This window comes from Streptomyces sp. NPDC026538 (genome assembly GCF_055567535.1).
Window position 1 is genome coordinate 313,091 of record NZ_JBVHQG010000011.1, and the last position, 24,675, is coordinate 337,765.

Sequence of the window (24,675 nt, forward strand, 5' to 3'; positions counted from 1 at the left end):
GTCAGAGGTAGTAGGCGGACATCGCCTCGTGGAGCCACGCCGGTTCGCGGATGGTCTCCGGGTCCGGGTGGAAGAGCCGCTGGTACGGCTTGATGTCGAGGACCGGGGTGCCTTCCAGGGCGTCGAGGGCGCGGACGTGCAGGGTGAGGCCGTCGACGCGGACCAGTTCGCAGCGCGAGACGCCGAGCCGGTTGGGGCGCTCCTTGAGCCGCTGGGCGAGGATGCCGAGGCGCGGCAGATCGGTGCGGCCCCTGGGGTGGACCGCTCCGGTGACCGCGTCGGACTCGGCGACGAGGTGGAAGTGGAAGACCACTTCGAGGTGCGAGAACTCCTCCAGACCGGTCACGGCCTCGGGCTGGAACAGGCCGGGGTCCAGCTCGATCCGCGAGGTGACCTGGCCCCAGTGGTCGTGCTGGGGCGCGGTGCGTGGCGAGCGGACGACGCCGACCGGCCGGAAGCCGTACGTGGGTGTGGCCCTGCCGGCCGTGCTCATGAGGCCGCGCTGCCGACCAGGCCGAGCTGCTCGCGCAGGCGACGGCCCAGGACCTCGACCTGGCCGGGCTCGACCATCGTGAAGTGGTCGCCGGGTACGTCGCAGACCACCGCGCGGGCGGCGAACTCGCCCCAGCCCAGGTCGTCGGGGAGGGTGCCGCCCTCCATGGACCGGTCCTCGACGCGGAAGACGGTGACCGTACCGTCGTAGGACCCCACCCGGTACGCGGCCAGGGCGTCGAGGTTGAACTGGTACATATCGATCATGCGGCGTAGCCGGTCGGCGTCGAAGTCGGCGGGCATGGTGCCCGCGGCGACGGCGCGTTCCACCAGTTCCCGCGCCCGGGTCTCAGGGGCGAGGCCACGCAGCCAGTCGATGTCCAGTTCCAGCTTGAGCCCACGCCACAGCAGGGCGCGCAGGGCGAAGTCCGGGTCACCGCTGGGCTCGACGGTGATACGGGTGTCGAGCAGCCCGACCAGGCCGACGCGCTCGCCGCGCTCCTTGAGCCGACGGGCGGTCTCGTAGGCGAGCAGGCCGCCCATGGAGTAGCCGATCAGATTCCACTCGGCGTCCTCCGGATGGACGGCGGCCATCTGGTCGATGAAGGCTTCGGAGATCTCCTCCAGTGAGCCGAGGGGCTCCTCGCCGGGCAGCAGGCCGATCGACTGCACGGCCCAGAATGGCTGGTCCAGGCCCATGGCCCGAGCGATCGGCGGGTACAGCAGCACGGTCCCGGACACCGGCGGCAGGGCGTAGACGGGGCTGCCGCCCGAACCGGCCTGGATCCTCACCAACTGGCCCTGACGGTCCGCCGTTCCGCGCCGGACGATCTCCGCGAGCTGTGCGACCGTGGCCGCGGACAGCAGGTCGGCGGCGGTGAGATCGACCTGGAAGAGCCGGCGCACCTCCACGGTGAGCTTGATGGCGAGCAGCGAGTGGCCGCCCAGCGAGAAGAAGTCGTCGTGGATGCCGACGTCGTCACGTTTCAGCAACTTGCGCCACACGTCGCATAGTTGGAGTTCCACACCGTCGCGGCCGACGCCGCTCGACGGCACGGTGGGTTCGGGGTTGACCATCGATTTCCCCCATCGGGTGGTGTTGTACGGGACGCCCGAACCGCTCAACCGGCGGTGAGCGCAGCCGGATCGGCCGCCGGGGTACCGGCCTGTCGGCTCTGCGCCCAACGCACGGCCGGTGCCATCGACAGCCCGCCGACCAGGAACACCGCGCCGAGCAGCAGCCAGCCGGGGGTGCCCCAGTCGATGAGGAGCAGGGTCAGCGAGACCGGGCCGAACATCTGGACGGCGGCGATCCCGGTGTTGAAGAGGCCCTGGTACTGGCCCTGTTTGTCGGCGGGGGCGAGTTCGTAGCCGATCAGCCAGGAGCCCGCCGACTGCACCATCTCGCCGTAGACGTGCAGCCCCGCGGCCACCACCAGTACCCCCGTCGCCACCACCGCGCCACGGCCGGCCGACAGGGCGAAGGCCGCGCAGCAGCCGAGCAGCACCACGCCCGCCACCCGGAAGGCGCGCACGGCCGGCTCCAGGGCGTCGATCCGCTTGGTGAGGGGCACCTGGAGGGCCACCACGGCGAGGGTGTTGCACAGCAGCAGGACTGCGGTGAGCGAGTGCGGGGCGTCGGTGCGCAGCGCGATCCAGAGCGGGAGGATCACCTCCAGGATCGGGATGTGCAGCAGCATCACCATGTTGATCAGGGCGAGGACCGCATACGGGGTGTCGCGCAGCACCGCGAGCCGCGGCTCGCCCGGCTTCCGCTCCGACGCGGGCGGCGCGGCGGGCAGCCGCAGGAACAGCAGCCCGCACACGACGAAGCTCACCGCGTTCCCGGCGAAGACGATCTGATAGGCCGCCTTGGTGTCCCACAGCAGGGCGAGACCGCCCAGCGCCGCTCCCGCCGACACACCCACGTTGGTGACCACACGGATCTTGGCCCGGACCCGGACGAGGCTCTCACCGGTCAGTACCGCCGGGATCAGCGCCTGACGCGCCGCGTACGCGCCCCGCTCGAACAGCGCGTAGAGGAAGGCGATCACGACGAACAGGGGATACGAGTCGGTCGTGAGGTAGGCGGCAGTGGCGAGGCCGGCCAGCGCCAGCAGCGCCGCCGAAGTGCCGCGCGGGCCCCTGCGGTCCGCAAGGTGGCCGAAGGGAACTCCGGCGAACAGGCCCGCGATCCCGGCGATGCTGAGACCGAGGCCCAGCTGGGCCGGTGAGAAACCGACGATCCGCACGAAGTAGAGCGCGGAGCACGTCAGGAAGACACCGTTTCCGACGGCGTTGACGAGCTGTCCCAGCACCAGGGTGCGCGCGGGCCCCTCCTCGACAAAGGAGACTTTCATGAGGTTTCGTCCTCCTTGCGGACGGCTGGGAAATGGTCCCGGTAGAAAGCGCGCATGGCCGAGGTGATCTCGTCCGTGTTGCGATAGCAGTCGGCATGGGAGCCCTTGATGAATTCCATCCGGAACAAAGCGCTGTCGCGCCGCGAAAGGCGTTCTTGCTCGTCGGCCGGAATGTTGCGGCTGTCGGCCGCGGCCAGCACCAGAAGGGGAATTCCCAGCCGCTCCAGCAGGCCCGGAAGGTGCCCGAAGTCGTAGGTCCAGCGCAGCAGACTTCCCTCGGCCCACTCGTCCGCGACGTGCAGGTCCGGGTGGGCGTCGAAGGACTGGTCGACGACCACCACACTGCGCACCCGGGAGGCGCCCCAGGTGACCGCGGACACGGCCGCCACCAACCCTCCGTACGAGTAGCCGACCAGGTGCAGGCCGTCCGGCAGGACGTCGCCGAAGCGGTGCAGGTCGGCCGCGAAGTCCAGCACCGAGTAGCCCCAGGCGGGCTGGTGGCTGTCGCCGTGGGCGCGCAGGGAGGGGTAGACGGCCGCGGAGCCCTTGGGGCACAGCGCGTCGCCGACCGGCCGCAACTGCCGCTTGTCGCCGCCGAATCCGTGCAGCAGGAGCATGCTCCCGGGCGCTCCGCCGCCCCCCGGCAGGCCGGGGACGGCGTCGTAGTCCAGCAGTTCGACACCGCTGCCGGCCAGAAGTGGGCGGGGAAGAATTCGTGCTTCCGGCAGGAAGGCCTTCATCGACAAACCCCTTCGAGAAATGACGGCCGCGGTCCCATAAGATTCACGACCGGCCCGCCGCGACGTCAACAGCGGCCACCGTCCCCGGAATCGGGTACGTGACACCGGGTATGAGCGGCCCCTATACCTGCTGAGGGCTGCCGCGATTCCGGCGACGCGGTCGTCGTTCCGCCGACAGAAACGGAGGGTCCTCCATGGGAGTCGAGCTCATACACCGGGCCGTCGCACACCGGGCCCGGACGACGCCCCGCGCCCTCGCCGTGGTGGACGGCGACCTGTGCCTCGACTACGCGGCGCTGGACACGGCGGCAGACGCCTGGGCACGGCAGCTGGCCTCGTCCGGCGCCGGACCGGGCACGCTTGTTCCCGTACTCCTGCCGCGCTCCGCCCGGCTGTACGTCGCACTGCTCGCGGTGCTCAAGTGCGGCGCCGGCTACGCGGCCCTGAGCCCCCGGTGGCCACAGGAACGGATCGACGGCGTGCTGCGGCAGTTGGGCGCCCCCGTGCTGGTGACGGACTCGGAGGCGGGTGCCGCAGGGCATGCGGTGTGGCGGCCCCCGACGGACCTGACGGTTCAACCCGACCCGGACGAAGTGTCGTTCGTGCCGTACGACGGTCCGGTCGACGCTCCCGCGGCGGTCTTCTTCACCTCCGGCACCAGCGGCACCCCCAAGGGAGTCGTGTCACCGCACGCGGCCACCACCCGGCTGTTCACCCCGGACGGACCGCTCGGCTTCGGGCCAGGCACCGTCATGCTGCAGGCGGCGCCCGCAGCCTGGGACGCCTTCTCCCTCGAACTGTGGGGAACGCTCACCACCGGCGGCGCCTGCGTCACGGCCCGGGAGGACTACCTCCTCCCGGACACCCTGCGCGCGGCGATCGACAACCGCGGAGTCAACACCGCCTGGCTGACGGCCTCCCTCTTCAACCTCTTCACCGAGATCGACCCGGACTGCTTCAAGGGCCTGGACCTGCTCTACATCGGCGGCGAGAAGCTGTCGACCGCCCACGTCCGCGACTTCCTCGCGCAGCACGCCGGGGTCCGGCTGTACAACGGGTACGGCCCGGTGGAGAGTTGTGTGTTCGCCACCGTCCATCCCATCGAGGCGCGGGACTGCGACGCGCCGAACGGCGTCCCCATCGGCCGCGAGGTCCCCGGCACCGAGGTGCACGTCCTGGACGACGACGGCGCGGTGTGCCCGCCCGGCGCCGTGGGCGAGCTGTGCGTCAGCGGCGCCGGCCTCGCACACGGCTACCTCGGCGACCCGGACCTGACCGCCGCACGCTTCCGCGCAGGCGACGTCGGGGGCGGGCCCCTGCGCCACTACCGGACCGGCGACCGGGGCCTGCGCGATGCCGACGGCGTCCTCCACTTCACCGGACGCACCGACCGCCAGGTCAAGATCCGCGGTTACCGCATCGAGCCCGAGGAGATCGAGGCACACGCGGCCCGGCTGCCCGGGATCACCCACTGTGCGGCCGTGCCCGTCCCCGGCCAGCTGGGCAACTTCGACCGGCTCGCGCTGTTCTACACGTCCGCCGACGACACCGCGGACAACCCCTCGGCGCTGCGCGGCTCCCTCGGCCTGCTGCTGCCCGCCCACGCCGTCCCGGACGTCGTCCACCGCGTGGACCGGCTGCCGGTCACCGCGAACGGCAAGGTCGACCGCACCGGACTGCTGGCACTGCTCCCGAGCTGACCGTCCCCTCGCTTCCCGTCGTCGAGAGCCCCTTCCAGAGAGGCGCCGCCCCATGCCCGTCATCACCCTGATGTCACCCGACCCGAGCCCCGGCAACCCCGCTCTCGCCGGGATCGCCAAGGCGGTCACCGGATTGCTCGGCATTCAGCCGGAGCACTGCTGGGTGACCTGGCAGCGGCTCGACCCCGACGCGGTGCACCGCCCGGAGTGGCAGCGCCCGTCGGGGCCGTACGCCCCCATCGGCTTCGTCACCTGCAAGGAGACGTATCCGCGGGAGACCGTGGGGCGCCTGCTGCGGCTGCTGCGCGACGAGCTGAGCGGCCTGCTGGGCGCGCCGGCCGACGAGGTCTACCTCGCCGTGCGGCGCGCCGTGGCGGGCGAGTTGCTGGTCCGGGGCGAGGTCTGGGCGGGGGACGCGCCCCAGACCTCGTGAGAGAGATCCTCTTTGCCGGTCGGTCCTACTTCTCGGCCGTGCCGGATTTCCCGCTGATGGACTCCTGGTAGACGTCCGCGTAGGTGCGCGAGTCCTTGATCAGGTCGTCGCAGAAGGCAGCGACGTCGTCGCCGATGAGTTCCAGGACGCCCTGGCCGGACGCGATGCCCTCTTCGAAGAAATCGACAATCCCGGGGAGCAGGGTTCCGTCGGACAGGTCGACCGGTCCAACCTTGAAGAGGTACTTCTGCATCTCCCTGTAGACGATCTGATAGTCCGCCGGGAGTGCCTTGACCCGCGCCATGTGCGCTCGCCACTGCTTCTTGCCTTCGATGATGTCCTGGATGCCCACGTCAGCCTCCCAGCCGGCCCAGTTTCCTGGCGACGTTCCTGTTCAACTGCTCGCGCCACCGGTCGCGATAGCTCCGAGCCCCTTCTCCGCCGGCCAGCGCCGCGCAGAAGCCCGCGACGTCGTCGCCCAGCACCTCGTGAACGCTCTGTCCGTCCGCCGCCGTCTCCTCGAGCAGCCCCAGGGCACCGTCGAGGATCGGCATCAGGTTGCGGCCCGTGAAGTCCCCGTAGGGGAAGAGGTGGGCCTTGATCTGGTCCCACGCCGCCCGGTGGTCGGCCGGCAATGCCCCGGCCCGGGCTTCGAACGCCTTCCATTCCCGGGTGAGGTCGCTGCCGGTAACGGTCTCCCAGAAGTTCATCGCCCGCCCTCCTTGAGCTTGTCGATCCGTGCGGAGAGGTACTCCCATTTCACCCAGAACCTCGCGAGTTCCGCGCGCCCCGCGTCGTTGAGCGCATAGAACTTGCGCGGCGGGCCCAACCCGGACGGCCGCTTCGTCACCTGCACGAGCCCGTTCTTCTCCAGTCGCAGCAGGATGGTGTAGACCGTGCCCTCGATGACGTCGGCGAAGCCGAGTTCATTGAGCCGGCGCGTGATGGCGTACCCGTAGGTCTCCTCCCTGCCGACGATCTCCAGCACGCAGCCCTCGAGCGTGCCCTTCAACATCTCCGTCAGGTCGTCCACCACGGGGCCCCTCTGCGATCCCCCCGGTACTACGTAGTACCGAGTACCACTATACGGTATCACCGAGTAGCCCAGCGAGCAGCACGTGGGGGGCACCGGCCCATCCACGTTCCCCCTGGGGCTACCGCGCAGTAACCGCCTGCTTCTACGCTGCCGCCAACTCACCATCAAACCGAGGGAGTTGGGTCATGCGGGTTCTCAGACGGCTGGCGACGGTCGCCGCCGCCGGGGCACTGTTCCTGGTGGTGCCCGGCACCGCGCACGCGGACACGGGTTCGACGAAGTTCTCCGGAACCACCGCCATCGGCACGCACAACGCGTACGAGAAGGACAAGTACACCTACTGGGCGCAGGCGCTGGACTCCGGGGCCTCGCTGCTGGAGCTGGACGTGTACGCGGACAGCATCACCAAGCGGTGGCGGGTCAGCCACAGCAACCCGTTCGGCAACGACAACAACTGCGAACACGCCGACACGCCCGGCGAGTTGTACAGCCAGAGCCGGAACCAGGACCTGGGCAGCTGCCTCGACAACATGGCCGCCTGGGAGCAACTGCACCCGGACCACGCGCCCATCGTGGTCAAGGTCGAGCTGAAGGTCGGGTTCAACAACAACGTGGGCCTCGGGCCCGACGAGTTCGACACGCTCGTCTCCCAGAAGCTCGGCAGCAGCGTGTACAAGCCCGCCGACCTGCTCGGCTCCTCCTACCCCACGCTCGACGCCGCCGCCAAGGCCGACGCGTGGCCCACCCGGGACGCGCTCAAGGGCAAGTTCGTCTTCGAGCTGATCCCGGGCACGGTGGAGCAGGCAAACCCGTTCGACCACTACTGGACGGACGAGGAGTACGGCGACCATCTCCGGGACCTGTACGCCGCCGGGCAGATCTCCGCGGCCCAGGCCTTCCCGGCCGTGCTGGGCGCCGCGAACGGGGACCCGCGCACCAGCCGGTACGACGCCGGCATCCGGCCCTGGTTCGTGTTCTTCGACGGCGACGCCGCGACCTACGTCAACAACGGCTACGACACGTCGTTCTACTCCACGAACCACTACATCCTGATCATGACGGACGCCTACAACGTCTCACCGGCGATCTCCTCGACCAGCCCGACCGACGCGGAGGTCGCCGCACGGCTCGCGCTGCTCGCGGCCGACCACGCCGGCATCATCACCTCGGACTGGTCGACGAAGTCGGCGGCCGTGCTCGGCCAGGTGGCCACCCGGAGCTGACAAATCACGCGCCCACGCGGATCGCCGGTGCCGATACTGGGAATACGGAATGCACACTTGCATTTCCTGCCCCCCACTCCTGCCTCTCCCCGCTCTCCCCGCTCTCCCCTCTCCCCCATCGGCACCCAGGGAGTCCCCCCACATGCTGCACGGAATCGACGTGAGCGCGTACCAGTCCTCCGCCTACGACACGGACGGCCTCTCCTTCGTCTTCATCAAGGCGACGGAGGGGCGTTCGTACGTCAATCCCAAGCTCGCCGCCCAGACCAAGACGGGCCGCGACGCCGGACTGGTCGTCGGCTACTACCACTTCCTCTGGCCGGGCAACATCACCGCCCAGGCCGAGTACTTCGTCAAGCACGCCCCCGAGAAGGCGGGCGAGATCCTCGCCGTCGACTGGGAGACCACCGGCGACGGCACCCACGCGAGCAACTCCGAGAAGGATCGTTTCATCCGATCAGTGCAGGAACTGCGGCCGAGCCACCGGGTGGTGCTCTACACCAACCGCAACTTCTGGCTGAACGTCGACACCACCTCGTTCGCCGGCGACGGCCTCTGGATCGCCGACTACGTCAGCGCCGGCCACCCGCGCATCGAGGCCAAGTGGCGTTTCCACCAGTACACCAGCGACCCGCACGACAAGAACGTGGCGGACTTCGCCAGCAAGGCGGCCCTCACCTCCTGGGCGAAGAAGGGCGATTGAGCGCGACCCGAGGACTGGTCCCGACCGTCGCCCGACGCGGCGCGGGCGACGGGACCGGGCTCCCCGGATCGGTCCCGCCGCCGGCCGTCCCCGTGGCCCCGCCCGTGCCGGAGGCGTCCCCCGGTCTCGCTCTCGCACGTGACGGTTCCCCCGAGCCCACGGGGAGTACGGGTGGCACCGGGCCGCCGGTGACCGCGCCCCGGCCGCCGGGCGCGGCCTGCCGTGTCCTGGATAGAACGTGCCGGCGCCCACGTCTACGCCATATGGCGCACAGCGCGCCGCTCCCGGCCCGGGTGCGGGAAACCCCGGGCCCCACTTCGCCGACCTAGCCCCGGAAGCCCTCCGGCCGCTCCGGGGACGCCTCCGCCAGGGCCTTCCGTACGCCCTCGACGCCGTCCCGGAGGCCGTACACCGGGGTGCCCGGCTGCTGGCGCCACGACTCGTCGATGCCGCCGTTGTCGACCGTGTCGAAGCCGAGTTCGTCGATCAGGGCGCGGACGACCCGCTTGGCCGCCTCGTCGTCGCCGGAGACCGGGACGGCCTGGCGGTCGGGGTCGCCGGCGGGGCGGTGGCGGTCCAGGATGTCCTGGGCGAAGGTGCCGTTGAAGGCCTTGATCACGGGGTGCCCGATCTGCCGCTCGGTCCAGCGGCTCTCCGTGAGGCCCCGGTCCTCGATCTCGTCGATTCGGCCGTCCCGCTCCCGCGGGTAGTAGTTGCCGGTGTCGATCACGGCGACGTTCGACGCCGCGCCGTCCAGCAGGCCCGCCGGGAGGTTCGGGACCGCCTTCACCGGGACCGTGACGACCACGACCTCGGCGCCGCGCGCGGCCTCCTCGGCCGGTACGGCGGTCGCTCCCGTCTCCTCGGCGAGTTCGCGGAGTGTCTCGGGACCGCGCGAGTTCGCCACGGACACGTCGTGGCCGAGGGCGGTGAGCCGGCGGGTGAGGTTGCCGCCGATGTTGCCCGCGCCGATGATGCCGATCTTCATGACACGCCTTTCGAGATTCGATGCACACGCATGCATGCACTGCCGTCGGGCGACAACCTCGGTCACGCGTGACCTATTCCACAGCTGCGCCGACCGGGTGAGGCGCCGGCTCCGGCCCTCAGAGCCGTACGACGATCTTGCCCAGGTGGGCGTTGGACTCCATCAGGCGGTGCGCGTCCCGGATGCGGTCCAGGCCCTCCAGCACCTCACCGACGACCGGGCGGAAGCCGCCGTCGGCCAAGCCCGCGTTGAGGAAGGCGGTGGAGCGTCGACGGCCCTCCGGGGTGGAGGTGAGGGCCTGGTTGGCGTACGTGTGGATCGTGAAGGGCCAGTTCCAGGGGATCTCGGCGGGCCGCCGGTCCAGCCAGCCGTAGACCACCATGGAGCCGCCCGGCGCCAGTCCCTCCGCCAGCGGACGGAAGCCGGGCCCGCCGATCGCGTCGAACATCACCTCCGCTCCCCTGCCGCCGGTGAGCCGCCTGACCTCGTCGGCGACGGCCTCCGCCGTCGACTCCGCCGTGACGATCACCTCCGCCGCACCCAGTTCCAGCAGCCGCTTCCGCTTGGCCTCGGTGCGGGTGGTGGCGATCGGAGTCGCGCCGATGCGCCGGGCGACCTGGATCGCGGCGGTGCCGACCCCGCTGGACGCCCCGGTGATCAGTACGTGGTCGCCGGGCCGCAGCCCCCCGGTCTCCAGCAGTCCGCCGTACGCCGTCGTGTACGTCAGCCAGGCCGCGGCGCCGGTGACCGGGTCCACGGTGGCGGGGCGCGGTACGACCGAGGCCGCGGGCAGCACCACCCGTTCCGCGTAGACGCCCTGCGTGCTCATCTCGATGCCGGGACCGGTCGTCACCGGGTCGCCGGCGGCGAGTTCGGTGACGCCCTCGCCGACCGCTTCGACGACCCCGGCGGCCTCGTAACCGAGCCGGGAGGCGGGCAGGGACGGCTGATAGTAGTAAGTCCCCGCCCGGAACAGGGCTTCGGCGCGGTTGAGGCCCAACGCTTCGACGCGTACGGCGACCTGGCCGGGGCCGGGGTCCGGGACGGGTACGTCCTCGACGGTCAGGACGTCGGGTCCGCCGAGTTCGTGGAAGAGCACGGTACGTGCGGTGTTTGCCATGTGATCGACGCTAGGCGGCACCCACGAGACGAGCCATGTCCTGCCGACTCGCTTTCCTGTCTGTCCGTCTCGTCCGGTGCCCGTACGGCTACCGTTCGGACATGGACGTACTGAGCGACGCGGTCGCCGCGATGCGCACCGGACGGCCGCACTCCTCCCGCCGGGACAAGCACGCGCCCTGGGGGATGCGGTTCGCGGCCTCGGAGGGCGCCGGGTTCCATGTGGTGCTGCGCGGGTCGGCCTGGCTCCTCCCGGCGACGGGCCGGCCGGTGGCGATGGGACCTGGGGACGTGGTGTTCCTGGCCCACGGCCACGGACACGCGCTGGCCAGCGGACCGGACGCCCCGCTGGAGGACGTGCGGCCCGGCCCGGACGGCCGCTGGCCCGAACCACCGCGACCGGCCCGGGAGTCGGAACCGGACACGGTCCTGCTGTGCGGTGCCTACCGGCTGGACCGCTCCCGCTCCCACCGGCTGCTGTCAGAGCTGCCGGAGGTGGTCCACCTGCCCGCCCAGGTGGGCACCCACCGCTCGCTGCGGGCCGCGGTGGAACTGCTCGGTATGGAACTGGAGGACCGGCAGCCGGGCGCTGACGCGATCGTCACCTCGCTGCTCGACACCCTGCTGCTCTACATCCTGCGGGCCTGGTGGCTGCGGGAGCGGGGCGCCGGCCAGGACCGGGGCTGGTCAGCCGCGCTGGCCGACCCCGCGGTCTCGGCGGCGCTGCGCGCCATCCACAGCGAGCCGGCGCGCCCCTGGACGGTCGCGGAGCTGGGCGCACGGGGCGGCCTCTCCCGCGCGGCCTTCGCGCGCCGCTTCACCTCTCTGGTAGGTGAACCGCCGTCGGCCTATCTGACCTGGTGGCGGATGACCACGGCGGGCCGCCTGCTGCGCGAGGACACTCTCCCGCTCCGGCAGGTGGCCGAACGCACCGGCTACACCTCGGAGTTCGCCTTCGCCAAGGCCTTCAAGCGGGAGTACGGCGTGGCACCGGGCCAGTACCGCAGGTCCGCCGGCCAACCCGCGAACGGATCCACCGCCTCTGCCGACTCCACGCGGCCCACCGGCTAGCCCTCGAACGGATCCGTCAGCCCCGACCGCGGCGTCAGGGGCCGGCGGCCGCCGGGCCGTCCGCGTCGAGCCCTCAGCGTGAGGAACGGCCCCGGGCATGAGAAAGGGGGCCCGGGTTCCGGGCCCCCCTGCGCTCTTCGCTCCCGGCGCCTACTTGCTCAGGTGGGCCCAGAACTCGTCGAACGACAGAACCTTGTCGCCGTTCAGGTCGCGGCTGTTGATGATCGCCTGGGCGACCGTCTCGGTGACGTTCCAGTCGCCCCCCTGCGCGAGGGCGGACTTGAACTCGACGGCGGTGATGAAACCGTCACCGTCCGCATCGATCCGCTGGAAGTGAATGCGCGCCTCTTCGATGTCCGCCACCGATCCGCCCCTTTTGTTCGTATTGCTTGTGCCGTGTCGGCTTACTGTCGCAGGTCAGATTAACGGTCCAGGCGAGCCCGCAGCGCCGCGGCCGTCCAGGCGAACTCCTCCGCGTAGACGGTGAGGGGCTGTCCCTTCAGCACACAGAGCAGTTCGCGGTAGCGGGCGAGCCGGTCGTCGAAGGCGGTGTCCAGCCGTTTCAGCACGGCGGCCGGGTCGGCGTCGCCCAGCAGCCCGCGCAGCACCTCGTCGGCCTCCGGCGCCTCGGGCGCGATGCCCCGCCGACGCGCCTCACCCACCAGGTCGATGAGCCGTTTCATGAACCACAGGGAGGTCCCGGCGGCCACACCGGGCCCCCGGTCGGCCGCGTTGAACTCGGTCGCCCTGCGCATCTGGGCCCGAAAGGCCGGGTCCTGGACCATCTCGGCCAGTTCCACCCACGCGTCGACCTGCTCCGGCGTCGGGTCCTCCGGCAGCTCCGCCACGGTGGCGAGCATCCGCTTGCGGATCTCCGGATCGACGGTGTCCAGCCCGTGCAGCGTCTCCTCGACGAACTCCTCCAGGATCCGCCGCCGTTCGACCGCCGACAGCCGTGCCAGTTTGTTCATCAGGGTCGTCTCCTCCGCACTCGAACCGCGTCGCGCCACCGTCGACAGCACCGCCCGGGTCACCTTCAGCGACCGGATCTGCGCGTCCAGCGCCGCCACGTGCGCCGCCGCGACCTCCGCCACGGTCTGCTCGCCGGAGAGCACCGCACGCACATGCGCCAGGCCGAGGCCCAGTTCGCGCAGGGTGCGGATCAGCTCCAGCCGGGCGAAGGACCCGGTGTCGTAGAGCCGGTAGCCGCCGGACGAGCGGCCCACCGGGGTGAGCACACCCTCGTCCGACCAGTAGCGGATGGTGCGGACGGTCAGCCCGGTGGCACGCGCCAGCTCGCCGATGGTGAAAAGTCCGGTGCCGTTGTCGATCACGTCTGCGAGTGTGGGCCTTCCAGTGGGTGGAGACTCAAGGAGCGGGCACGGCCATGGAGACCTTGCGGGACATTCTCGACGCGGCGGCCCGTGGTGTCTTCCCGCCGCCCGACGGCCGTACGACCGTCGTCCCGCAGCCGTCCGACCGGGACGCGGGGGTGTTCTCCTTCACCGCGCACTCGGTCGTCTTCACCGACGAGGACCCGCAGTGGGTGTACGACACCCTGCGCGCGATCCCGAGCGACCCGCTGTGCGCGACCATGAACGCGCGCTTCCTCACCGCCCTGATGGACCGCACGGGCCGCGAGCAGGAGACCGTCGACGCGCTGCTGGTCGCCGCCCCGCTGCCGGGCCGACCGGACCTTCCGCTGACCGAACTCACCGGCCCCGGCCACTCCCGGGTCGCCTACGCCCGCGCCCGCCGCGAAGAGGTCCGCGCCTGGGCGACGGAGGGCGGGGTGGTCGTCCTGGGCCGGGGAGTCGCCGGACGCCTCGAGGTCTCGGTGGAGGTGGACGAGGGGGTACGGCGGCGGGGGCTGGGCCGGGCCCTGGTGACCGCGGCCCGGCAGCTGGCCGGGGAGCCCCTGTGGGCGCAGGTCGCCCCGGGGAACGCCCGCAGCGTACGGGCGTTCCAGGCGGCCGGCTATCTGCCGGTCGGCGCCGAGGCACTGCTGCTCAGGGCGTGAGCCCCCGCCGGCCCGGGGCGGTCAGCGGAAGATGCCGGTGTGGCCGAGGGAGTAGCGGCCCGGCTGCGGATAGACGGCGAGGCCGTGCGGGCCGCTGCCGACGTGGATGCGGGCCAGCTCGGTGCCGGTGCGGGTGTCGATGGCGTACACCTCGGAGTTGTAACGGCCGGACAGCCACAGGATCTTGCCGTCCGCCGACACGCCGCCCATGTCCGGGCTGCCGCCGCCCGGCAGCCGCCACTTCTTCGTCAGCCGGTTCTGGGTGAAGTCGAAGACGGAGATGGTGCCCTCGCCCCGGTTGGAGACGTACATCTCGCGGGAGTCCCGGCTGACGTAGAGCCCGTGGGCGCCCTTGCCGGTGGCCAGGAAGGTGGGCCTGGTGAAGCGGTCGCCGTCCAGGATCCACAGCCCGTCGGCCATCATGTCGGCGATGTAGAACAGCTTGCCGTCGGGCGAGATCTTGACGTCCTGCGGCATGGCGCCGTGGAAGGGGAGTTTCTCCTGGCGGAGCACCTCCATCCGCTCGGTGTCCACCTTGAGCACCTCGCCGCTGAACTCGCAGGAGACGATGAAGTAGCGGCCGTCCAGGGAGAAGTCGGCGTGGTTGACGCCGTAGCAGCTGACCGGGACGGTCTTGACGGTCTTCATGGTGTGCGCGTCCCGGAACACCAGCTGCCGGTCCGCGGAGGCCATCACGATCGCGTACCTGCCGTTGGGCGTGAAGTACAGGTTGTACGGGTCGTGCACGGCGACCGGCTGCCCGGCCCGGCCGGTCCTCGGGTCGATGGGGGTGAGGCTGTTGCCCAGGTCGTTGTTGACCCACAGGGTCTTCAGGTCCCAGGACGGCACGACGTGCTGGGGCTGGCGCCCCACCCGGATGGTCTCGGTCACCCTGTAGGTCTTCGGGTCGATGACCGAGACCGTGTCGGAGTTGGTGTTGGGGACGTAGATCCGGGACGGGAAGTCCCTGACGACGGGCGAGAGGTTGCCGGGGCGGTCGGCGGCGTACACGTCGTTCGGGTCGAGGACCGGGGGCATGCCCGGCAGCACGTCGACGGCCGGTTCCGCCTTCTTCGCCTGCGGCTGCGCGGGAGCGCTGGTGCGGGCGGCCGGTGTATCGGCGTCGGATCCGCCGCCGCACGCGGACAGCAGCGCGAGGGCGGCGAGGGCGGCGAGGGCGGCGGGCAGCCGGGCGGCTTTCGTGGTTCGCATCAGCTCAGCAGCTCCGTGGTGGTGACCGCGTGCAGTCCGCGGCGGTCGAGTTCTTGGAGTACGGCGGGGAGGGCGGCGACCGTGTCCGGATAACCGAAGTGCATGCTCACCACCGAGCCGCCCGTGACCTCCGCGAGCACCTTGCGGGTGACGGCGGCCGCGCCCGGCCGGGTGTAGTCGAGCGAGTCGACGTCGTACGACAGCACGTGCGGGTAGCCGGCCTCGGTGGCGAGCCGGGCGACGAGCGGCGAGGCGGTGGGCGCCCTGGAGGGGCGGAACCAGCTGCCGATCGACCCGGTGAGCCGTCGGAGGCGGTCCGCGCAGTCGGTGATCTCCGCGCGGGCGCCGGACTCGGCCATGGCGTTGACGGAGATGTGCCGCTGGGTGTGGTTGCCGAGGTCGTGGCCGCCGTCGAGGATGCGACGGGCCATGGCGGGATACGCGTCGAGCCAGCTGCCCACGGCCAGGACCGTGAGGCGGGCGCCGTGTTGCTCGGCGGTGGTCAGGAGCCGGGTGGCGAGGGCATGGTCGCCCTGGCCGTGGAAGGTGAGCGCGACGGAGGTGCTCGCGCGGGGGCCGTGGGTGATCTGGAGCGGCTGTCCGGGGAAGGCGCGGGGGGCGGGGGCGGCGGGTGCGGCCGAGGTGGGGGTGGCCGAGGCGAGGTTGGCGGCAAGGTGCGGGGGTGGTGCGTCTGTAGCGGTGTCGCCGCAACCGGTGGCGAGGGTGCCTCCGGCGATGAGGCCGGCGCCCGCACGGAGGACGTCGCGTCGGTTGGAGGTGGTCACCCGCCCCATTTAAGGGGGGCTGGGTAAGAAAATGGGTGATTGACCTGATAGGGGGCTAGTCAGGCGAGCCCTCACCGATCGGCCACCCGCATCTCGAACCACGTCGTCTTTCCTCGCGGCAGCAGATCGACGCCCCACCGGTCCGACAGCTTGTCCACCAGGAACAGGCCCCGCCCGCTGATGTCCATGTCCTGAACCGGCATCAGGCACGGCAGACCCCGCGAGGGATCCCGCACCTCGACCCGGATCCATCCCGGGCGGCGGCGCATCCGCAGGCCGAACACGCGGGCCCCGGTGTGCCGTACGGCGTTGCCCACGAGTTCGGAGACGAGTAAGACCGCGTCCTCCGTCATCTTCGGACTGAGCCGCCACTGACGCAGGACGACGACCTGGGCGAGCCGGCGGGCGGTCGCCGCGGACTCGGGGCGGGACGGGAGCGGAACCTCGGCTTCCGTCGGATTGCCGAAGATTTCGATCGCCTTGAGTGCCCGCTCGTCCTCGACCGCAGGCGACCACCGCGCCGCGGCCGCACGGCTGTGTCCCCGCGGCTGTTCGATGCCCTCCAGCCCCGCCATGCCCCCATCATGGCCGCCCGGCGCGCCCTCCGGGGCCGTTCCGGAGGAATACGCCCCCGCGAAGCTCCCGCCCGACACCGGTCGAGCGGCATATGCCATCGGCATTTCGGAGCCTCTGGCAGCCTGCCCGACCTGCGGCGACGGCTCATCTCCGGGCAATCGACAGACTCCCTCGACAAGGCAGAATTAAGGGTGCGTTAAGGCTCCCATAAACCGCCCCATCGAGGGACCCCGGAATCAGACATCACGTCAATTGCAAGCAGTTCGGGGCTTTTACCACCGGGCGAAGATCACAGGAACTTCGCCTTGCCCGGCCCCTCCTCCACGAAGCTGCGCATACCGCGCTCCCGGTCCTCGGTCGCGAACAGGCCTGCGAACCAGTTCCGTTCGACGGCGAGGCCCGTCTCCAGGTCGGTCTCGACGCCGGTGTCGATCGCCTCCTTGGCCGCCCGGAGCGCGATCGCGGGCCCCTGGGCGAGCCGGGCCGCCCAGGCATGCGCCTCGGTGTAGACGTCGGCGGCGGGTACGACCCGGTCGACCAGGCCGATGGCGAGGGCCTCGTCCGCCTTGACCATGCGGCCCGTGAAGATCAGGTCCTTGGCCTTGGAGGGCCCCACCAGACGGGGCAGCCGCTGGGTGCCGCCGGCCCCCGGGATCAGCCCGAGCAGAATCTCCGGCTGCCCGAGCTTGGCGTTGTCGGCGGCGATCCGGTAGTCGGCGCAGAGGGCGAGCTCGCAACCGCCGCCGAGGGCGTACCCGGTGACGGCGGCGACGACCGGCTTGGGAATCCGGGCGACGGCGGTGAAGGAGTCCTGAAGATCCCGGGAGCGCAGAATCATGGCCGCGTGGTCCATGTTCTGCATTTCCTTGATGTCGGCCCCGGCCGCGAAGACCTTCTCACCGCCGTAGATCACCACGGCACGAACGTCCTCGCGGCGGGTGGCCTCTGCCGCCAGTTCCTTGAGCCGGTCCTGGGTGGCGACGTCCAGGGCGTTCATCGGGGGCCGGTCCAGACGCAGAGTGCCGACACCTGCGGCGACTTCGAGGGTTACAGTCATGTCCCGCAGGTTAGCGGGCGTTCACTGTCCCTGGTCCAGGGGCGCGGGGCCGGATCGATACGCGGCTCCGCCGCGTGGGCTCGACCAGCCCTCACCGCCCCGCGGCCGACGAACTACGCGGTCCACTGCTTCCAGGACATGTTCCAGCCGTTGAGGCCGTTGTCGGGAGACACGGTCTCGTCGTGCGAGTTCTTCACCGTCACCACGTCGCCGATGATCGAGTGGTCGAAGAACCAGGCGGCCGGCACCCCCCGGTCACCCCCGCCCCGGATGTCGCGCAGCCCCACGCACCCGTGGCTGGCGTTGTAGTTGCCGAAGGCGTCCCCGCCCCAGTAGTTGCCGTGGATGAACGTGCCGGACGTGGTCAGCCGCATCGCGTCCGGCACGTCCTTGATGTCGTACTCGCCGCCGTAGCCGACCGTCTCGCCGTTCATCCGGGTCACCCGCAGCTTCTCGCTGATGACCATCTGGCCGTTCCACGTGTCGTAGCCGGGCTTGCCGGTCGTGACGGCGAGGGTCTTCACGACCTTGCCGTCCTGCATGACCTTCATCGTGTGCTTCTTGGCGTCGACGACGGACACCTGGTTGCGGCCTATCGTGAACTTCACGGTCTTGGCCTGCTGCCCGTAGACCCCGTCGCGGCCCTCGACGCCGTTGAGGTCGAGGGTGACGGAGACCTTCGTGCCGGACTTCCAGTAGTTCTCGGGACGGAAGTCGAGGCGGTCGTTGCCGAACCAGTGGCCCTGGACGTCGACCGCCGGCTCGGTCTTGACGGTGATCGCCTTCTCGACGGCGGCCGGGTCGGTGATGCCCCGGGTGAACCGTATGGAGAACGGCATCCCGACGCCGACCGTCGAGCCGTCCTCCGGCGTGAAGTAGCCGGTGAACGTGTTCTTCGGGGTGAGCGTGGTGAACGTGGAGTCCTCGGCCGACTCACGCCCCTCGGTGTCCTTCGCGACCGCGTGCACCGTGTACTTGGTGGAGTTGGCGAGGTGGCCGGCCGGGGTCCAGCTGGCGCCGCCCGCCGCGATCGTGCCGTCGACCTTGTTGCCCCTGGAGTCCTTGACCTCCACGTCGGTCAGCTTGCCCTTGGCCGCGCTGACCTTGAGCTGCCCGCTGGTGTCCACGTCGGTCGCCCCGGACTTGGGGCTGATGCTGACGGTGGCGACGGACTGCTTGCTCGCCTGCGTCGTGGAGTCCTTCGCCTTGCCGTCCCCGCTGCCCTGGTCGGCGGAGCCGCCGCCCCCGCACGCGGTGACTGCCATGAGCAGAACACCGGCCGCGACGGCCAGACCCTTCTTCCGGGCCTGGACCGCCGCCCCCGATATCGGCCGTACGTTCAAAGTCGTTCTCCCCTCCCAGGGCCTGGTCAGGCCCACCCCAGCGCGTTCCGCCCGCGCATTGGCGCATATTAACCGGACGGTTTTGAGCTTGGTGTTGGGCGAATGTCACCGTTGCGTCGCAACTTCTGTCGCCTCGCACGGCGGCCTCCGCCCGCACCGAACCGCTCCCCCCACCCGGTTACTTGACCGCGCCGCCCGCCTTCCACTCCTTCCAGCCCATGTTCCACCCTCCGAGGCCATTGTCGGGAGTGACCATTTTGTCGTTGCTGTGGACCACTTCGACCACGTCCCCGATCAGGGTGCGGTCGTAGAACCAGCCGGCGGGCGTGTCCGAGCTGCCGCCCTTCACGTCGCGCAGGCCCACGCAGCCGTGGCTGACGTTGACGTGTCCGGGGGCGTCCGGCGCCCAGTAGTTGCCGTGCAGGAAGGTGCCGGAGTCGGTGAGTTTGAGGGCGTGCGGGACGTCGGGGATGTCGTACTCGCCGCCGAAGCCGACCGTGCGGCTGTTCATGCGGGTCACCTCGTGCATCTCCATCACCACCATCTTCCCGTTGTAGGTGGTGTGGTCGGGTGCGCCCGCGGTGATCGGGACGGTGGCCAGCAGGTCGCCGTCGCGGCGGACCTCCATCGTGTGCTTGGCCGCGTCGACGAGGGAGACCTGGCTGCGGCCGACCGTGAAGGTGAACGTCTTGTACTGGAGGCCGTAGACCCCACGGGCCCCTTCGACGTCGCGGAGTTCGAGGCCGACGGTGACGACCGTGCCGGGCTGCCAGTAGTGCGCGGGACGGAAGTCGAGACGGTTCTTGCCGAACCAGTGCGGGCGGATCTCGACCGCGGGCCTGGCGCTGACCCGGACGGCGCGCTCGACTGCGGCCCGGTTCTCGATGTCGCGGCTGAAGGCGAGAGAGACGATCATGCCGGTGCCGACGGTGGCACGGTTCTCGGGGGTGACGTATCCGATGAAGCGTTCGTCGGGGACCAGCGTGGTGAAGGTGGTGTGGCGGGCCGAGCGGCGGCCGTGGCCGTCCAGGGCGACCGCGTCGACCGTGTACTTGGCGGCGAGCGCGAGTTTCGGGTCGTCGGGCCGCCAGGTCGTGCCGTCCGCGGCGATGTGCCCGGGGACCGGGGAGTCCTGGGCGTCCTGGGACTTGACGACGCTGACGGATTCCAGGCGGCCGCCGGGCACCCGTACCGTCAGCCGTTCGCCGGGGCGTACGGCCTTGGTGCCGTCGTCCGGGGAGATGCGGATGACGTCCTCGGGGGCCGCGGGTGCGCCGCCGAGGACGTGGTCGATGCCGAGCCCCTCCGTGTCGTCCGAGGAGCAGCCGGCGGCTCCCGCCAGCAGCCCCGCCCATGTCAGTGCCGCGGCCAACGCGGCCCCCGCGCGCCGTGCGCGCCGTTGTGGATGCCTCACGTGGGACTCAACGACCGGGCCCGCCCCGGGGAAACGTGAGTGCGACGCCGGCACTGGGCAGAACAGAGGGAAGGACGACGAGCTGGGGAGCCGCCGCGCCCGCGGGAGAGCCGCCGCGGGCGTGTCCGTAGCGAGCCGCCGACCGTGCCCGGGACCGGGAGTCCGGGCGCGGTCGGCTGCCCGGACGCGGGTGGGGTGCGCCCCGGGGGTCGGCGAGCCGCGGGACGACAAAGGGGCCGACAGGTGACGAGCGCAGCCGAGCAGCAGGGGGCACGGGCGCGGGCCCCGAAGGCGGAGGCCCCCGTGGTGAACGGGACGGCCCTGCCCGTCCCGGCCGCCTGGCCGGGGTCGTCGACTCCGCTGGGCGCCCGGTTCCGGGTCGGCCCGGACGGGGTGGCCGGCACCAACTTCGCCCTGTGGGCGGCCGGGGCCGAGGCGGTCCGGCTCTGCCTCTTCGACGAGCAGGGCCGGGAGACGAGGATCCCGCTGACCGAACTGACGCACGAGATCTGGCACGGGTTCGTGCCGGGCGTGCTGCCGGGGCAGCGGTACGGCTACCGGGTCGACGGCCGCTGGGACCCGTGGACCGGCGCCCGCTGGAACCCGGCGAAGCTGCTGCTCGACCCGTACGCGCGTGCGGTGGACGGCGAGTTCGGCCTGCCGCCCGAGGTGTACGGGCATGTCCGGGACTGGCCCGACCAACAGGTCGCCGACACCGTCCGGGACGACCGGGACTCGGCGCCGTACGTCCCTAAGGGCGTGGTCGTCCACGATGACGACGACTGGTCCGACGACCACCGCCCGAAGACCCCGTGGGCGGACTCCGTCATCTACGAGCTGCATGTGCGCGGCTTCACCAGACTGCACCCCGGGATACCCGAGGAACTCCGCGGCACCTACGCGGGGCTGGCCCACCCGGCCGCCGTCGAGCACCTCGTGAACCTCGGTGTGACGGCCGTGGAGCTGCTCCCCGTGCACCAGTTCGCACACGAGGACCACCTGTTGAAGCGGGGCCTCAGGAACTACTGGGGCTACAACTCCATCGGCTACTTCGCCCCGCACGCCGCCTATGCCGCCTCCGGCAGGACGGGACAGCAGGTCGGCGAGTTCAAGCGGATGGTGCGCGCGCTGCACGCGGCCGGGATCGAGGTCATCCTCGACGTCGTCTACAACCACACGGCCGAGGCCGGGGAGCTGGGCCCGACGCTGTCCCTGAAGGGCATCGACAACCGGGGCTACTACCGGCTCCAGGACGACGCCCGGCACTTCGCCGACTACACCGGCTGCGGCAACACCCTGCACGTGGTCCGGCCGCACGTGCTGCGGCTGATCACGGACTCGCTGCGGTACTGGGTGACCGAGATGGGGGTGGACGGCTTCCGTTTCGACCTCGCCGCCGCGCTGGCCCGCTCGATGCACGACGTCGACATGCTCTCCCCCTTTCTCGCGGTGATCGCCCAGGATCCGGTGCTGCGCCGGGTGAAGCTGATCGCCGAACCCTGGGACGTGGGCTCCGGCGGCTACCAGGTGGGCGCCTTCCCGCCGCTGTGGACGGAGTGGAACGACCGCTACCGGGACGCCGTCCGGGACTTCTGGCGCGGTGCCCTCCCGGACGTCCGCGACCTCGGCTACCGCCTCTCCGGCTCCAGCGACCTCTACGCCTGGGGCGGCCGGCGCCCCTACGCCTCGGTCAACTTCATCACCGCGCACGACGGGTACACCCTGCGCGACCTGGTGTCGTACCAGTCGAAGCACAACGAGGCCAACGGCGAGAACAACCGCGACGGCACCGGCGACAACCGCTCCTGGAACTGCGGGGCGGAGGGCGAGACGGCCGACGAGGGCGTACGGGCGCTGCGCAGGCGGCAGTTGCGGAACCTGCTGACGACGCTGCTGCTGTCGACGGGGGTTCCGATGCTGGTCGCCGGCGACGAACTGGGCCGCACCCAGCGCGGCAACAACAACGCCTACTGCCAGGACAACGAAATCAGCTGGCTGGACTGGGGGTTGCTGGACGACCCGGCCTGGCGGCCGCTGTTCGACCTCACCTCCCGGCTGATCCGGCTGCGCCACCGCCACCCGGTGCTGCGCCGCCGCTCCTTCTTCTCGGGCCGCGCCCACTCCGCGGACGGGCTGCGCGACCTGGCGTGGTTCACGGCGCACGGCGAGGAGATGACCGAGGGCGACTGGTACGCGCCCGCCGCCACCCTCGGCATGTATCTCTCCGGGCGGGACATCCCCGGCCGCGACGAACGCGGGGCGCCGGTCCTGGACGACAGTTTCCTGACCGTCCTGCACGCCGGCGACCGACCGGCGGAGTTCCTGCTGCCGGGCCCGCCGTGGGCGGAACGCTACGAGGTGCTCGTCGACACCTCGCGGGAGGAGCAGAGTGCGGCACCGGGCGTGGTGCACGAGGCCGGCACGGTCATCACGGTGCCCGCGCGGACGGTGCTGCTGCTGAGGGTGGTCGGCTGACGCGGGCGGGCGACGGGTCCGGGTGCGGCACGTCCGGGGCCTGGCTAGCCGAGGATCCCCCGCTGGTAGGCCGTCGCGACCGCCGCCGCGCGGTCGTTGACGCCCAGCTTGGCGTAGAGGTGGGTGAGATGGGTCTTCACCGTGGCCTCGCTAATGAAGAGTTCGCGGGCTATCTCACGGTTCGAGGTGCCCCTGGCGACCAGGGCCAGGACCTCGCGTTCGCGGGCGGAGAGCGGTTCGTTGCCGGGGGCGCCTGGGGTGCGTACGGCGGAGACCAGGCGGGAGGCGACGGCCGGGGAGAGCACGGTACGGCCCTGGGCGGCGGCGCGGACGGCGGTGAAGAGCTCCTCGCGCGGGGCGTCCTTCAGCAGATAGCCGGTGGCGCCCGCCTCGATCGCGGGGAGGGTGTCGGAGTCGGTGTCGTAGGTGGTGAGGACCAGGACCCTGGCGCGGGCGCCCCGCCGGGTCAGTTCGCGGATGGCGTCCACGCCGGAGCCGCCGGGCATCCGCAGGTCCATGAGGATCACGTCCGGGTCCAGGGCGGCCGCCCGGTCGACCGCCTCCGCTGCGTTCCCGGCCTCGCCGAGCACAGTGAAGCCGGGGGCGGACTCGAACATGCCGCGCAGGCCGTCGCGGACGACGGGGTGGTCGTCGACGACGAGGAGCGAGATCGGGGGCTCAGTTGTCATGGCGGACCAACGGTACGCGCGCCGACAGCGCGGTGCCGAGCCCCGGTTCGGACTCCACGGTCAGGGAGCCGGCGATGCGTTCGGCGCGGGCGCGCATGCCGTCGAGGCCGAAGCCGCCGGCCCGGCTACGGGCGGGCACGGCGAGCAGGTCGAAGCCGGTGCCGTCGTCGCGGATGTCGAGGATGACCTCCTCGCCCAGGTAGGAGAGGGTGACGCCGACCCGGGAGGCGTGCGCGTGCCGGGCGGCGTTGGACAGAGCCTCCTGGACGATGCGCAGCAGGGTGGCCGCGACCTCTTCGTGAAGCTGCTCGGCGGTGCCGGTGAGGGTGAACTCGGCTCGTATGGACGTCCGTTCCCCCCATTCGACGACCGTCTTCTTCAGCGCCTCGGGCAGTCCGTCGTTCTCCAGGGCCACCGGGGCCAGGTTGTGCACGGAGCGGCGGGCCTCGCCCAGGCTGTGCCGGGCCAGCGCCAGGGCGCGGTTCACGTGCTCCTCGGCCGTCTTCGGATCGGGGGTGTTGGTGACGACCTGGAGCTGGGCGATGATCCCGGTCAGGCCCTGGGCGATGGTGTCGTGGATCTCGGCGGCGAGCCGGCGCCGCTCGTCGGCGACCCCGGCCTCGCGTGCCTGGACGAGGAGCTGGGCGTGCAGCGCCGCGTTCTCGTCCAGGGCCTGGCGCAGGGCGGCGATGGTCTCGGTGCGCTCGCGGGACCGCTCCGCCTCCTGCTCGGTGAGGTGGGCGATCGCCATCTGGAGGCCGGAGTTGACGGGCACCAGCACGGCGAAGAGAACCCACTGGAGCACGCTCTCGAACGGCATCCCGCCCGCCTGCGCACCCGCCACGGTGACCGCGCTCGCCAGCAGTCCGAGCCGCCGCCACCGGCGCGGCAGCAGTTCGTCGGCGTCCATGTAGCCGGCGGCGGCGTAGAACGCGAAGAACGGGCTGAGCCAGGTCAGCGCGAAGGCGAGAGCCCAGCGGACGACGTAGTACGCGCTGCCGGCCGGGGACGGCGTACGGCCCCGGTCGGCGCGGCGGAACCGGGTGCCGTGCCGGCACAGCTGGAGCGCGACCGCGGCGCCGATCAGGGACCAGGCGGACCACCACCTGGCCGCGCCGGTGTGCGGGTCGGCGGAGGCGACGCCTAGGACGACACTGATGCCGAGCAGTCCGTAGGGCCCCCAGGTGTGCAGTTGCTCCCAGCGCCGGTCGATCTGGCTGTCCTCCGCGGTCATCTCCC

The 24,675-nt window shown here is 71.2% G+C and carries 26 protein-coding genes; 7 read left to right on the top strand and 19 right to left on the bottom strand.

Annotation, left to right across the window (positions count from 1 at the left end; translation table 11 throughout):
- Position 1: 1 nt before the first annotated feature.
- The 4 genes from tsaA to ACZ4N4_RS36585 are packed head-to-tail and all read right to left on the bottom strand — an operon-like array spanning position 2 to position 3,592.
- Positions 2-493: a tRNA (N6-threonylcarbamoyladenosine(37)-N6)-methyltransferase TrmO gene (tsaA, locus tag ACZ4N4_RS36570; protein WP_467596953.1), complete on the bottom strand. Its 492-nt coding sequence runs from the start codon at positions 491-493 to the stop codon at positions 2-4.
- Positions 490-1,569 carry a thioesterase domain-containing protein gene (locus ACZ4N4_RS36575; RefSeq protein ID WP_467596956.1) on the bottom strand — a complete coding sequence of 360 codons (1,080 nt, stop codon included), beginning with the start codon at positions 1,567-1,569 and terminating at the stop codon, positions 490-492. The genes tsaA and ACZ4N4_RS36575 overlap by 4 nt, the downstream gene beginning before the upstream one ends.
- 44 nt (positions 1,570-1,613) lie before the next feature.
- The gene (locus ACZ4N4_RS36580) at positions 1,614-2,852 is read right to left on the bottom strand and encodes an MFS transporter (protein ID WP_467596959.1); all 1,239 of its coding nucleotides are present in this window, start codon (positions 2,850-2,852) and stop codon (positions 1,614-1,616) included.
- On the bottom strand, positions 2,849-3,592 hold the full coding sequence (locus ACZ4N4_RS36585; protein WP_467596962.1) for an alpha/beta fold hydrolase: 744 nt from the start codon (positions 3,590-3,592) through the stop codon (positions 2,849-2,851). The genes ACZ4N4_RS36580 and ACZ4N4_RS36585 overlap by 4 nt, the downstream gene beginning before the upstream one ends.
- Before the next feature lie 194 nt (positions 3,593-3,786).
- Between ACZ4N4_RS36585 and ACZ4N4_RS36590 the strand changes: the two genes are divergently transcribed.
- Together ACZ4N4_RS36590 and ACZ4N4_RS36595 are read left to right on the top strand one after the other, a co-directional pair.
- The gene (locus ACZ4N4_RS36590) at positions 3,787-5,292 is read left to right on the top strand and encodes an amino acid adenylation domain-containing protein (RefSeq protein WP_467596965.1); all 1,506 of its coding nucleotides are present in this window, start codon (positions 3,787-3,789) and stop codon (positions 5,290-5,292) included.
- A 52-nt stretch (positions 5,293-5,344) separates the two neighbouring features.
- On the top strand, positions 5,345-5,725 hold the full coding sequence (locus tag ACZ4N4_RS36595; protein WP_467596967.1) for a hypothetical protein: 381 nt from the start codon (positions 5,345-5,347) through the stop codon (positions 5,723-5,725).
- A gap of 25 nt (positions 5,726-5,750) precedes the next feature.
- Here the strand turns inward: ACZ4N4_RS36595 and ACZ4N4_RS36600 are convergent, their stop codons facing one another.
- The 3 genes from ACZ4N4_RS36600 to ACZ4N4_RS36610 are packed head-to-tail and all read right to left on the bottom strand — an operon-like array spanning position 5,751 to position 6,758.
- Positions 5,751-6,077 (bottom strand): DUF1048 domain-containing protein, encoded by a 327-nt coding sequence (locus tag ACZ4N4_RS36600; protein WP_467596970.1) that lies wholly within the window; start codon positions 6,075-6,077, stop codon positions 5,751-5,753.
- A gap of 1 nt (position 6,078) precedes the next feature.
- Positions 6,079-6,435, bottom strand: a complete 357-nt coding sequence (locus tag ACZ4N4_RS36605; protein WP_467596973.1) for a DUF1048 domain-containing protein — start codon at positions 6,433-6,435, stop codon at positions 6,079-6,081.
- Positions 6,432-6,758: a PadR family transcriptional regulator gene (locus ACZ4N4_RS36610; RefSeq protein WP_453573271.1), complete on the bottom strand. Its 327-nt coding sequence runs from the start codon at positions 6,756-6,758 to the stop codon at positions 6,432-6,434. The genes ACZ4N4_RS36605 and ACZ4N4_RS36610 overlap by 4 nt, the downstream gene beginning before the upstream one ends.
- A gap of 188 nt (positions 6,759-6,946) precedes the next feature.
- Between ACZ4N4_RS36610 and ACZ4N4_RS36615 the strand changes: the two genes are divergently transcribed.
- Together ACZ4N4_RS36615 and ACZ4N4_RS36620 are read left to right on the top strand one after the other, a co-directional pair.
- A complete protein-coding gene (locus ACZ4N4_RS36615) occupies positions 6,947-7,984 on the top strand; it encodes a phosphatidylinositol-specific phospholipase C domain-containing protein (RefSeq protein ID WP_467596976.1) in 1,038 nt (345 codons plus the stop codon).
- 142 nt (positions 7,985-8,126) lie between these two features.
- The gene (locus tag ACZ4N4_RS36620) at positions 8,127-8,687 is read left to right on the top strand and encodes a glycoside hydrolase family 25 protein (RefSeq protein ID WP_467596979.1); all 561 of its coding nucleotides are present in this window, start codon (positions 8,127-8,129) and stop codon (positions 8,685-8,687) included.
- Positions 8,688-9,012: 325 nt separating this feature from the next.
- On the opposite strand, the gene ACZ4N4_RS36625 is transcribed toward ACZ4N4_RS36620, so the two are convergent.
- Entirely contained in the window at positions 9,013-9,711 is a 699-nt protein-coding gene (locus tag ACZ4N4_RS36625; RefSeq protein WP_453573654.1) for an NADPH-dependent F420 reductase, read from the bottom strand.
- Between the two features lie 82 nt (positions 9,712-9,793).
- Positions 9,794-10,795, bottom strand: coding sequence for a zinc-dependent alcohol dehydrogenase family protein (locus ACZ4N4_RS36630; protein ID WP_467596981.1), 1,002 nt, complete (start codon positions 10,793-10,795; stop codon positions 9,794-9,796).
- 101 nt (positions 10,796-10,896) lie between these two features.
- Here ACZ4N4_RS36630 and ACZ4N4_RS36635 point away from each other — a divergent pair, with 101 nt between their 5' ends.
- The gene (locus ACZ4N4_RS36635) at positions 10,897-11,865 is read left to right on the top strand and encodes an AraC family transcriptional regulator (RefSeq protein ID WP_467596984.1); all 969 of its coding nucleotides are present in this window, start codon (positions 10,897-10,899) and stop codon (positions 11,863-11,865) included.
- Between the two features lie 150 nt (positions 11,866-12,015).
- On the opposite strand, the gene ACZ4N4_RS36640 is transcribed toward ACZ4N4_RS36635, so the two are convergent.
- Together ACZ4N4_RS36640 and ACZ4N4_RS36645 are read right to left on the bottom strand one after the other, a co-directional pair.
- The gene (locus ACZ4N4_RS36640; RefSeq protein WP_351713106.1) at positions 12,016-12,228 is read right to left on the bottom strand and encodes an EF-hand domain-containing protein; all 213 of its coding nucleotides are present in this window, start codon (positions 12,226-12,228) and stop codon (positions 12,016-12,018) included.
- Between the two features lie 59 nt (positions 12,229-12,287).
- Complete coding sequence (locus tag ACZ4N4_RS36645) at positions 12,288-13,199, bottom strand: helix-turn-helix domain-containing protein (RefSeq protein WP_467596987.1); 912 nt, start codon at positions 13,197-13,199, stop codon at positions 12,288-12,290.
- A gap of 53 nt (positions 13,200-13,252) precedes the next feature.
- Here ACZ4N4_RS36645 and ACZ4N4_RS36650 point away from each other — a divergent pair, with 53 nt between their 5' ends.
- Complete coding sequence (locus ACZ4N4_RS36650) at positions 13,253-13,885, top strand: GNAT family N-acetyltransferase (RefSeq protein ID WP_467596990.1); 633 nt, start codon at positions 13,253-13,255, stop codon at positions 13,883-13,885.
- Between the two features lie 21 nt (positions 13,886-13,906).
- Here the strand turns inward: ACZ4N4_RS36650 and ACZ4N4_RS36655 are convergent, their stop codons facing one another.
- From ACZ4N4_RS36655 to ACZ4N4_RS36680, 6 genes are all read right to left on the bottom strand, one after another.
- Positions 13,907-15,097 (bottom strand): YncE family protein, encoded by a 1,191-nt coding sequence (locus ACZ4N4_RS36655; protein WP_467596992.1) that lies wholly within the window; start codon positions 15,095-15,097, stop codon positions 13,907-13,909.
- Positions 15,097-15,891, bottom strand: a complete 795-nt coding sequence (locus tag ACZ4N4_RS36660; RefSeq protein ID WP_467596994.1) for a polysaccharide deacetylase family protein — start codon at positions 15,889-15,891, stop codon at positions 15,097-15,099. Before ACZ4N4_RS36660 ends, ACZ4N4_RS36655 begins: the two co-directional genes overlap by 1 nt.
- Before the next feature lie 62 nt (positions 15,892-15,953).
- Positions 15,954-16,457, bottom strand: a complete 504-nt coding sequence (locus ACZ4N4_RS36665) for an ATP-binding protein (RefSeq protein ID WP_453573246.1) — start codon at positions 16,455-16,457, stop codon at positions 15,954-15,956.
- A 290-nt stretch (positions 16,458-16,747) separates the two neighbouring features.
- The gene (locus ACZ4N4_RS36670) at positions 16,748-17,515 is read right to left on the bottom strand and encodes an enoyl-CoA hydratase/isomerase family protein (RefSeq protein ID WP_467596996.1); all 768 of its coding nucleotides are present in this window, start codon (positions 17,513-17,515) and stop codon (positions 16,748-16,750) included.
- Between the two features lie 113 nt (positions 17,516-17,628).
- A complete protein-coding gene (locus ACZ4N4_RS36675) occupies positions 17,629-18,858 on the bottom strand; it encodes a L,D-transpeptidase (protein WP_467596999.1) in 1,230 nt (409 codons plus the stop codon).
- A 178-nt stretch (positions 18,859-19,036) separates the two neighbouring features.
- Complete coding sequence (locus tag ACZ4N4_RS36680; RefSeq protein WP_453573237.1) at positions 19,037-20,272, bottom strand: L,D-transpeptidase; 1,236 nt, start codon at positions 20,270-20,272, stop codon at positions 19,037-19,039.
- Between the two features lie 243 nt (positions 20,273-20,515).
- Between ACZ4N4_RS36680 and glgX the strand changes: the two genes are divergently transcribed.
- Positions 20,516-22,747, top strand: coding sequence for a glycogen debranching protein GlgX (glgX, locus tag ACZ4N4_RS36685; protein WP_467597002.1), 2,232 nt, complete (start codon positions 20,516-20,518; stop codon positions 22,745-22,747).
- A gap of 44 nt (positions 22,748-22,791) precedes the next feature.
- On the opposite strand, the gene ACZ4N4_RS36690 is transcribed toward glgX, so the two are convergent.
- Both ACZ4N4_RS36690 and ACZ4N4_RS36695 read right to left on the bottom strand, forming a co-directional pair.
- Entirely contained in the window at positions 22,792-23,436 is a 645-nt protein-coding gene (locus ACZ4N4_RS36690; protein ID WP_453573231.1) for a response regulator, read from the bottom strand.
- Positions 23,426-24,670, bottom strand: coding sequence for a sensor histidine kinase (locus ACZ4N4_RS36695; RefSeq protein WP_467597005.1), 1,245 nt, complete (start codon positions 24,668-24,670; stop codon positions 23,426-23,428). Before ACZ4N4_RS36695 ends, ACZ4N4_RS36690 begins: the two co-directional genes overlap by 11 nt.
- Positions 24,671-24,675 lie beyond the last annotated feature (5 nt).

Excerpts from the sequence above, each read along its gene's own strand:
- tsaA (WP_467596953.1), bottom strand. The coding sequence starts at position 493 with ATGAGCACGGCCGGCAGGGCCACACCCACGTACGGCTTCCGGCCGGTC.
- ACZ4N4_RS36575 (WP_467596956.1), bottom strand. The coding sequence starts at position 1,569 with ATGGTCAACCCCGAACCCACCGTGCCGTCGAGCGGCGTCGGCCGCGAC.
- ACZ4N4_RS36580 (WP_467596959.1), bottom strand. The coding sequence starts at position 2,852 with ATGAAAGTCTCCTTTGTCGAGGAGGGGCCCGCGCGCACCCTGGTGCTG.
- ACZ4N4_RS36585 (WP_467596962.1), bottom strand. The coding sequence starts at position 3,592 with ATGAAGGCCTTCCTGCCGGAAGCACGAATTCTTCCCCGCCCACTTCTG.
- ACZ4N4_RS36590 (WP_467596965.1), top strand. The coding sequence starts at position 3,787 with ATGGGAGTCGAGCTCATACACCGGGCCGTCGCACACCGGGCCCGGACG.
- ACZ4N4_RS36595 (WP_467596967.1), top strand. The coding sequence starts at position 5,345 with ATGCCCGTCATCACCCTGATGTCACCCGACCCGAGCCCCGGCAACCCC.
- ACZ4N4_RS36605 (WP_467596973.1), bottom strand. The coding sequence starts at position 6,435 with ATGAACTTCTGGGAGACCGTTACCGGCAGCGACCTCACCCGGGAATGG.
- ACZ4N4_RS36615 (WP_467596976.1), top strand. The coding sequence starts at position 6,947 with ATGCGGGTTCTCAGACGGCTGGCGACGGTCGCCGCCGCCGGGGCACTG.
- ACZ4N4_RS36620 (WP_467596979.1), top strand. The coding sequence starts at position 8,127 with ATGCTGCACGGAATCGACGTGAGCGCGTACCAGTCCTCCGCCTACGAC.
- ACZ4N4_RS36625 (WP_453573654.1), bottom strand. The coding sequence starts at position 9,711 with ATGCATGCGTGTGCATCGAATCTCGAAAGGCGTGTCATGAAGATCGGC.
- ACZ4N4_RS36630 (WP_467596981.1), bottom strand. The coding sequence starts at position 10,795 with ATGGCAAACACCGCACGTACCGTGCTCTTCCACGAACTCGGCGGACCC.
- ACZ4N4_RS36635 (WP_467596984.1), top strand. The coding sequence starts at position 10,897 with ATGGACGTACTGAGCGACGCGGTCGCCGCGATGCGCACCGGACGGCCG.
- ACZ4N4_RS36650 (WP_467596990.1), top strand. The coding sequence starts at position 13,253 with ATGGAGACCTTGCGGGACATTCTCGACGCGGCGGCCCGTGGTGTCTTC.
- ACZ4N4_RS36655 (WP_467596992.1), bottom strand. The coding sequence starts at position 15,097 with ATGCGAACCACGAAAGCCGCCCGGCTGCCCGCCGCCCTCGCCGCCCTC.
- ACZ4N4_RS36660 (WP_467596994.1), bottom strand. The coding sequence starts at position 15,891 with ATGGGGCGGGTGACCACCTCCAACCGACGCGACGTCCTCCGTGCGGGC.
- ACZ4N4_RS36665 (WP_453573246.1), bottom strand. The coding sequence starts at position 16,457 with ATGGCGGGGCTGGAGGGCATCGAACAGCCGCGGGGACACAGCCGTGCG.
- ACZ4N4_RS36670 (WP_467596996.1), bottom strand. The coding sequence starts at position 17,515 with ATGACTGTAACCCTCGAAGTCGCCGCAGGTGTCGGCACTCTGCGTCTG.
- ACZ4N4_RS36690 (WP_453573231.1), bottom strand. The coding sequence starts at position 23,436 with ATGACAACTGAGCCCCCGATCTCGCTCCTCGTCGTCGACGACCACCCC.
- ACZ4N4_RS36695 (WP_467597005.1), bottom strand. The coding sequence starts at position 24,670 with ATGACCGCGGAGGACAGCCAGATCGACCGGCGCTGGGAGCAACTGCAC.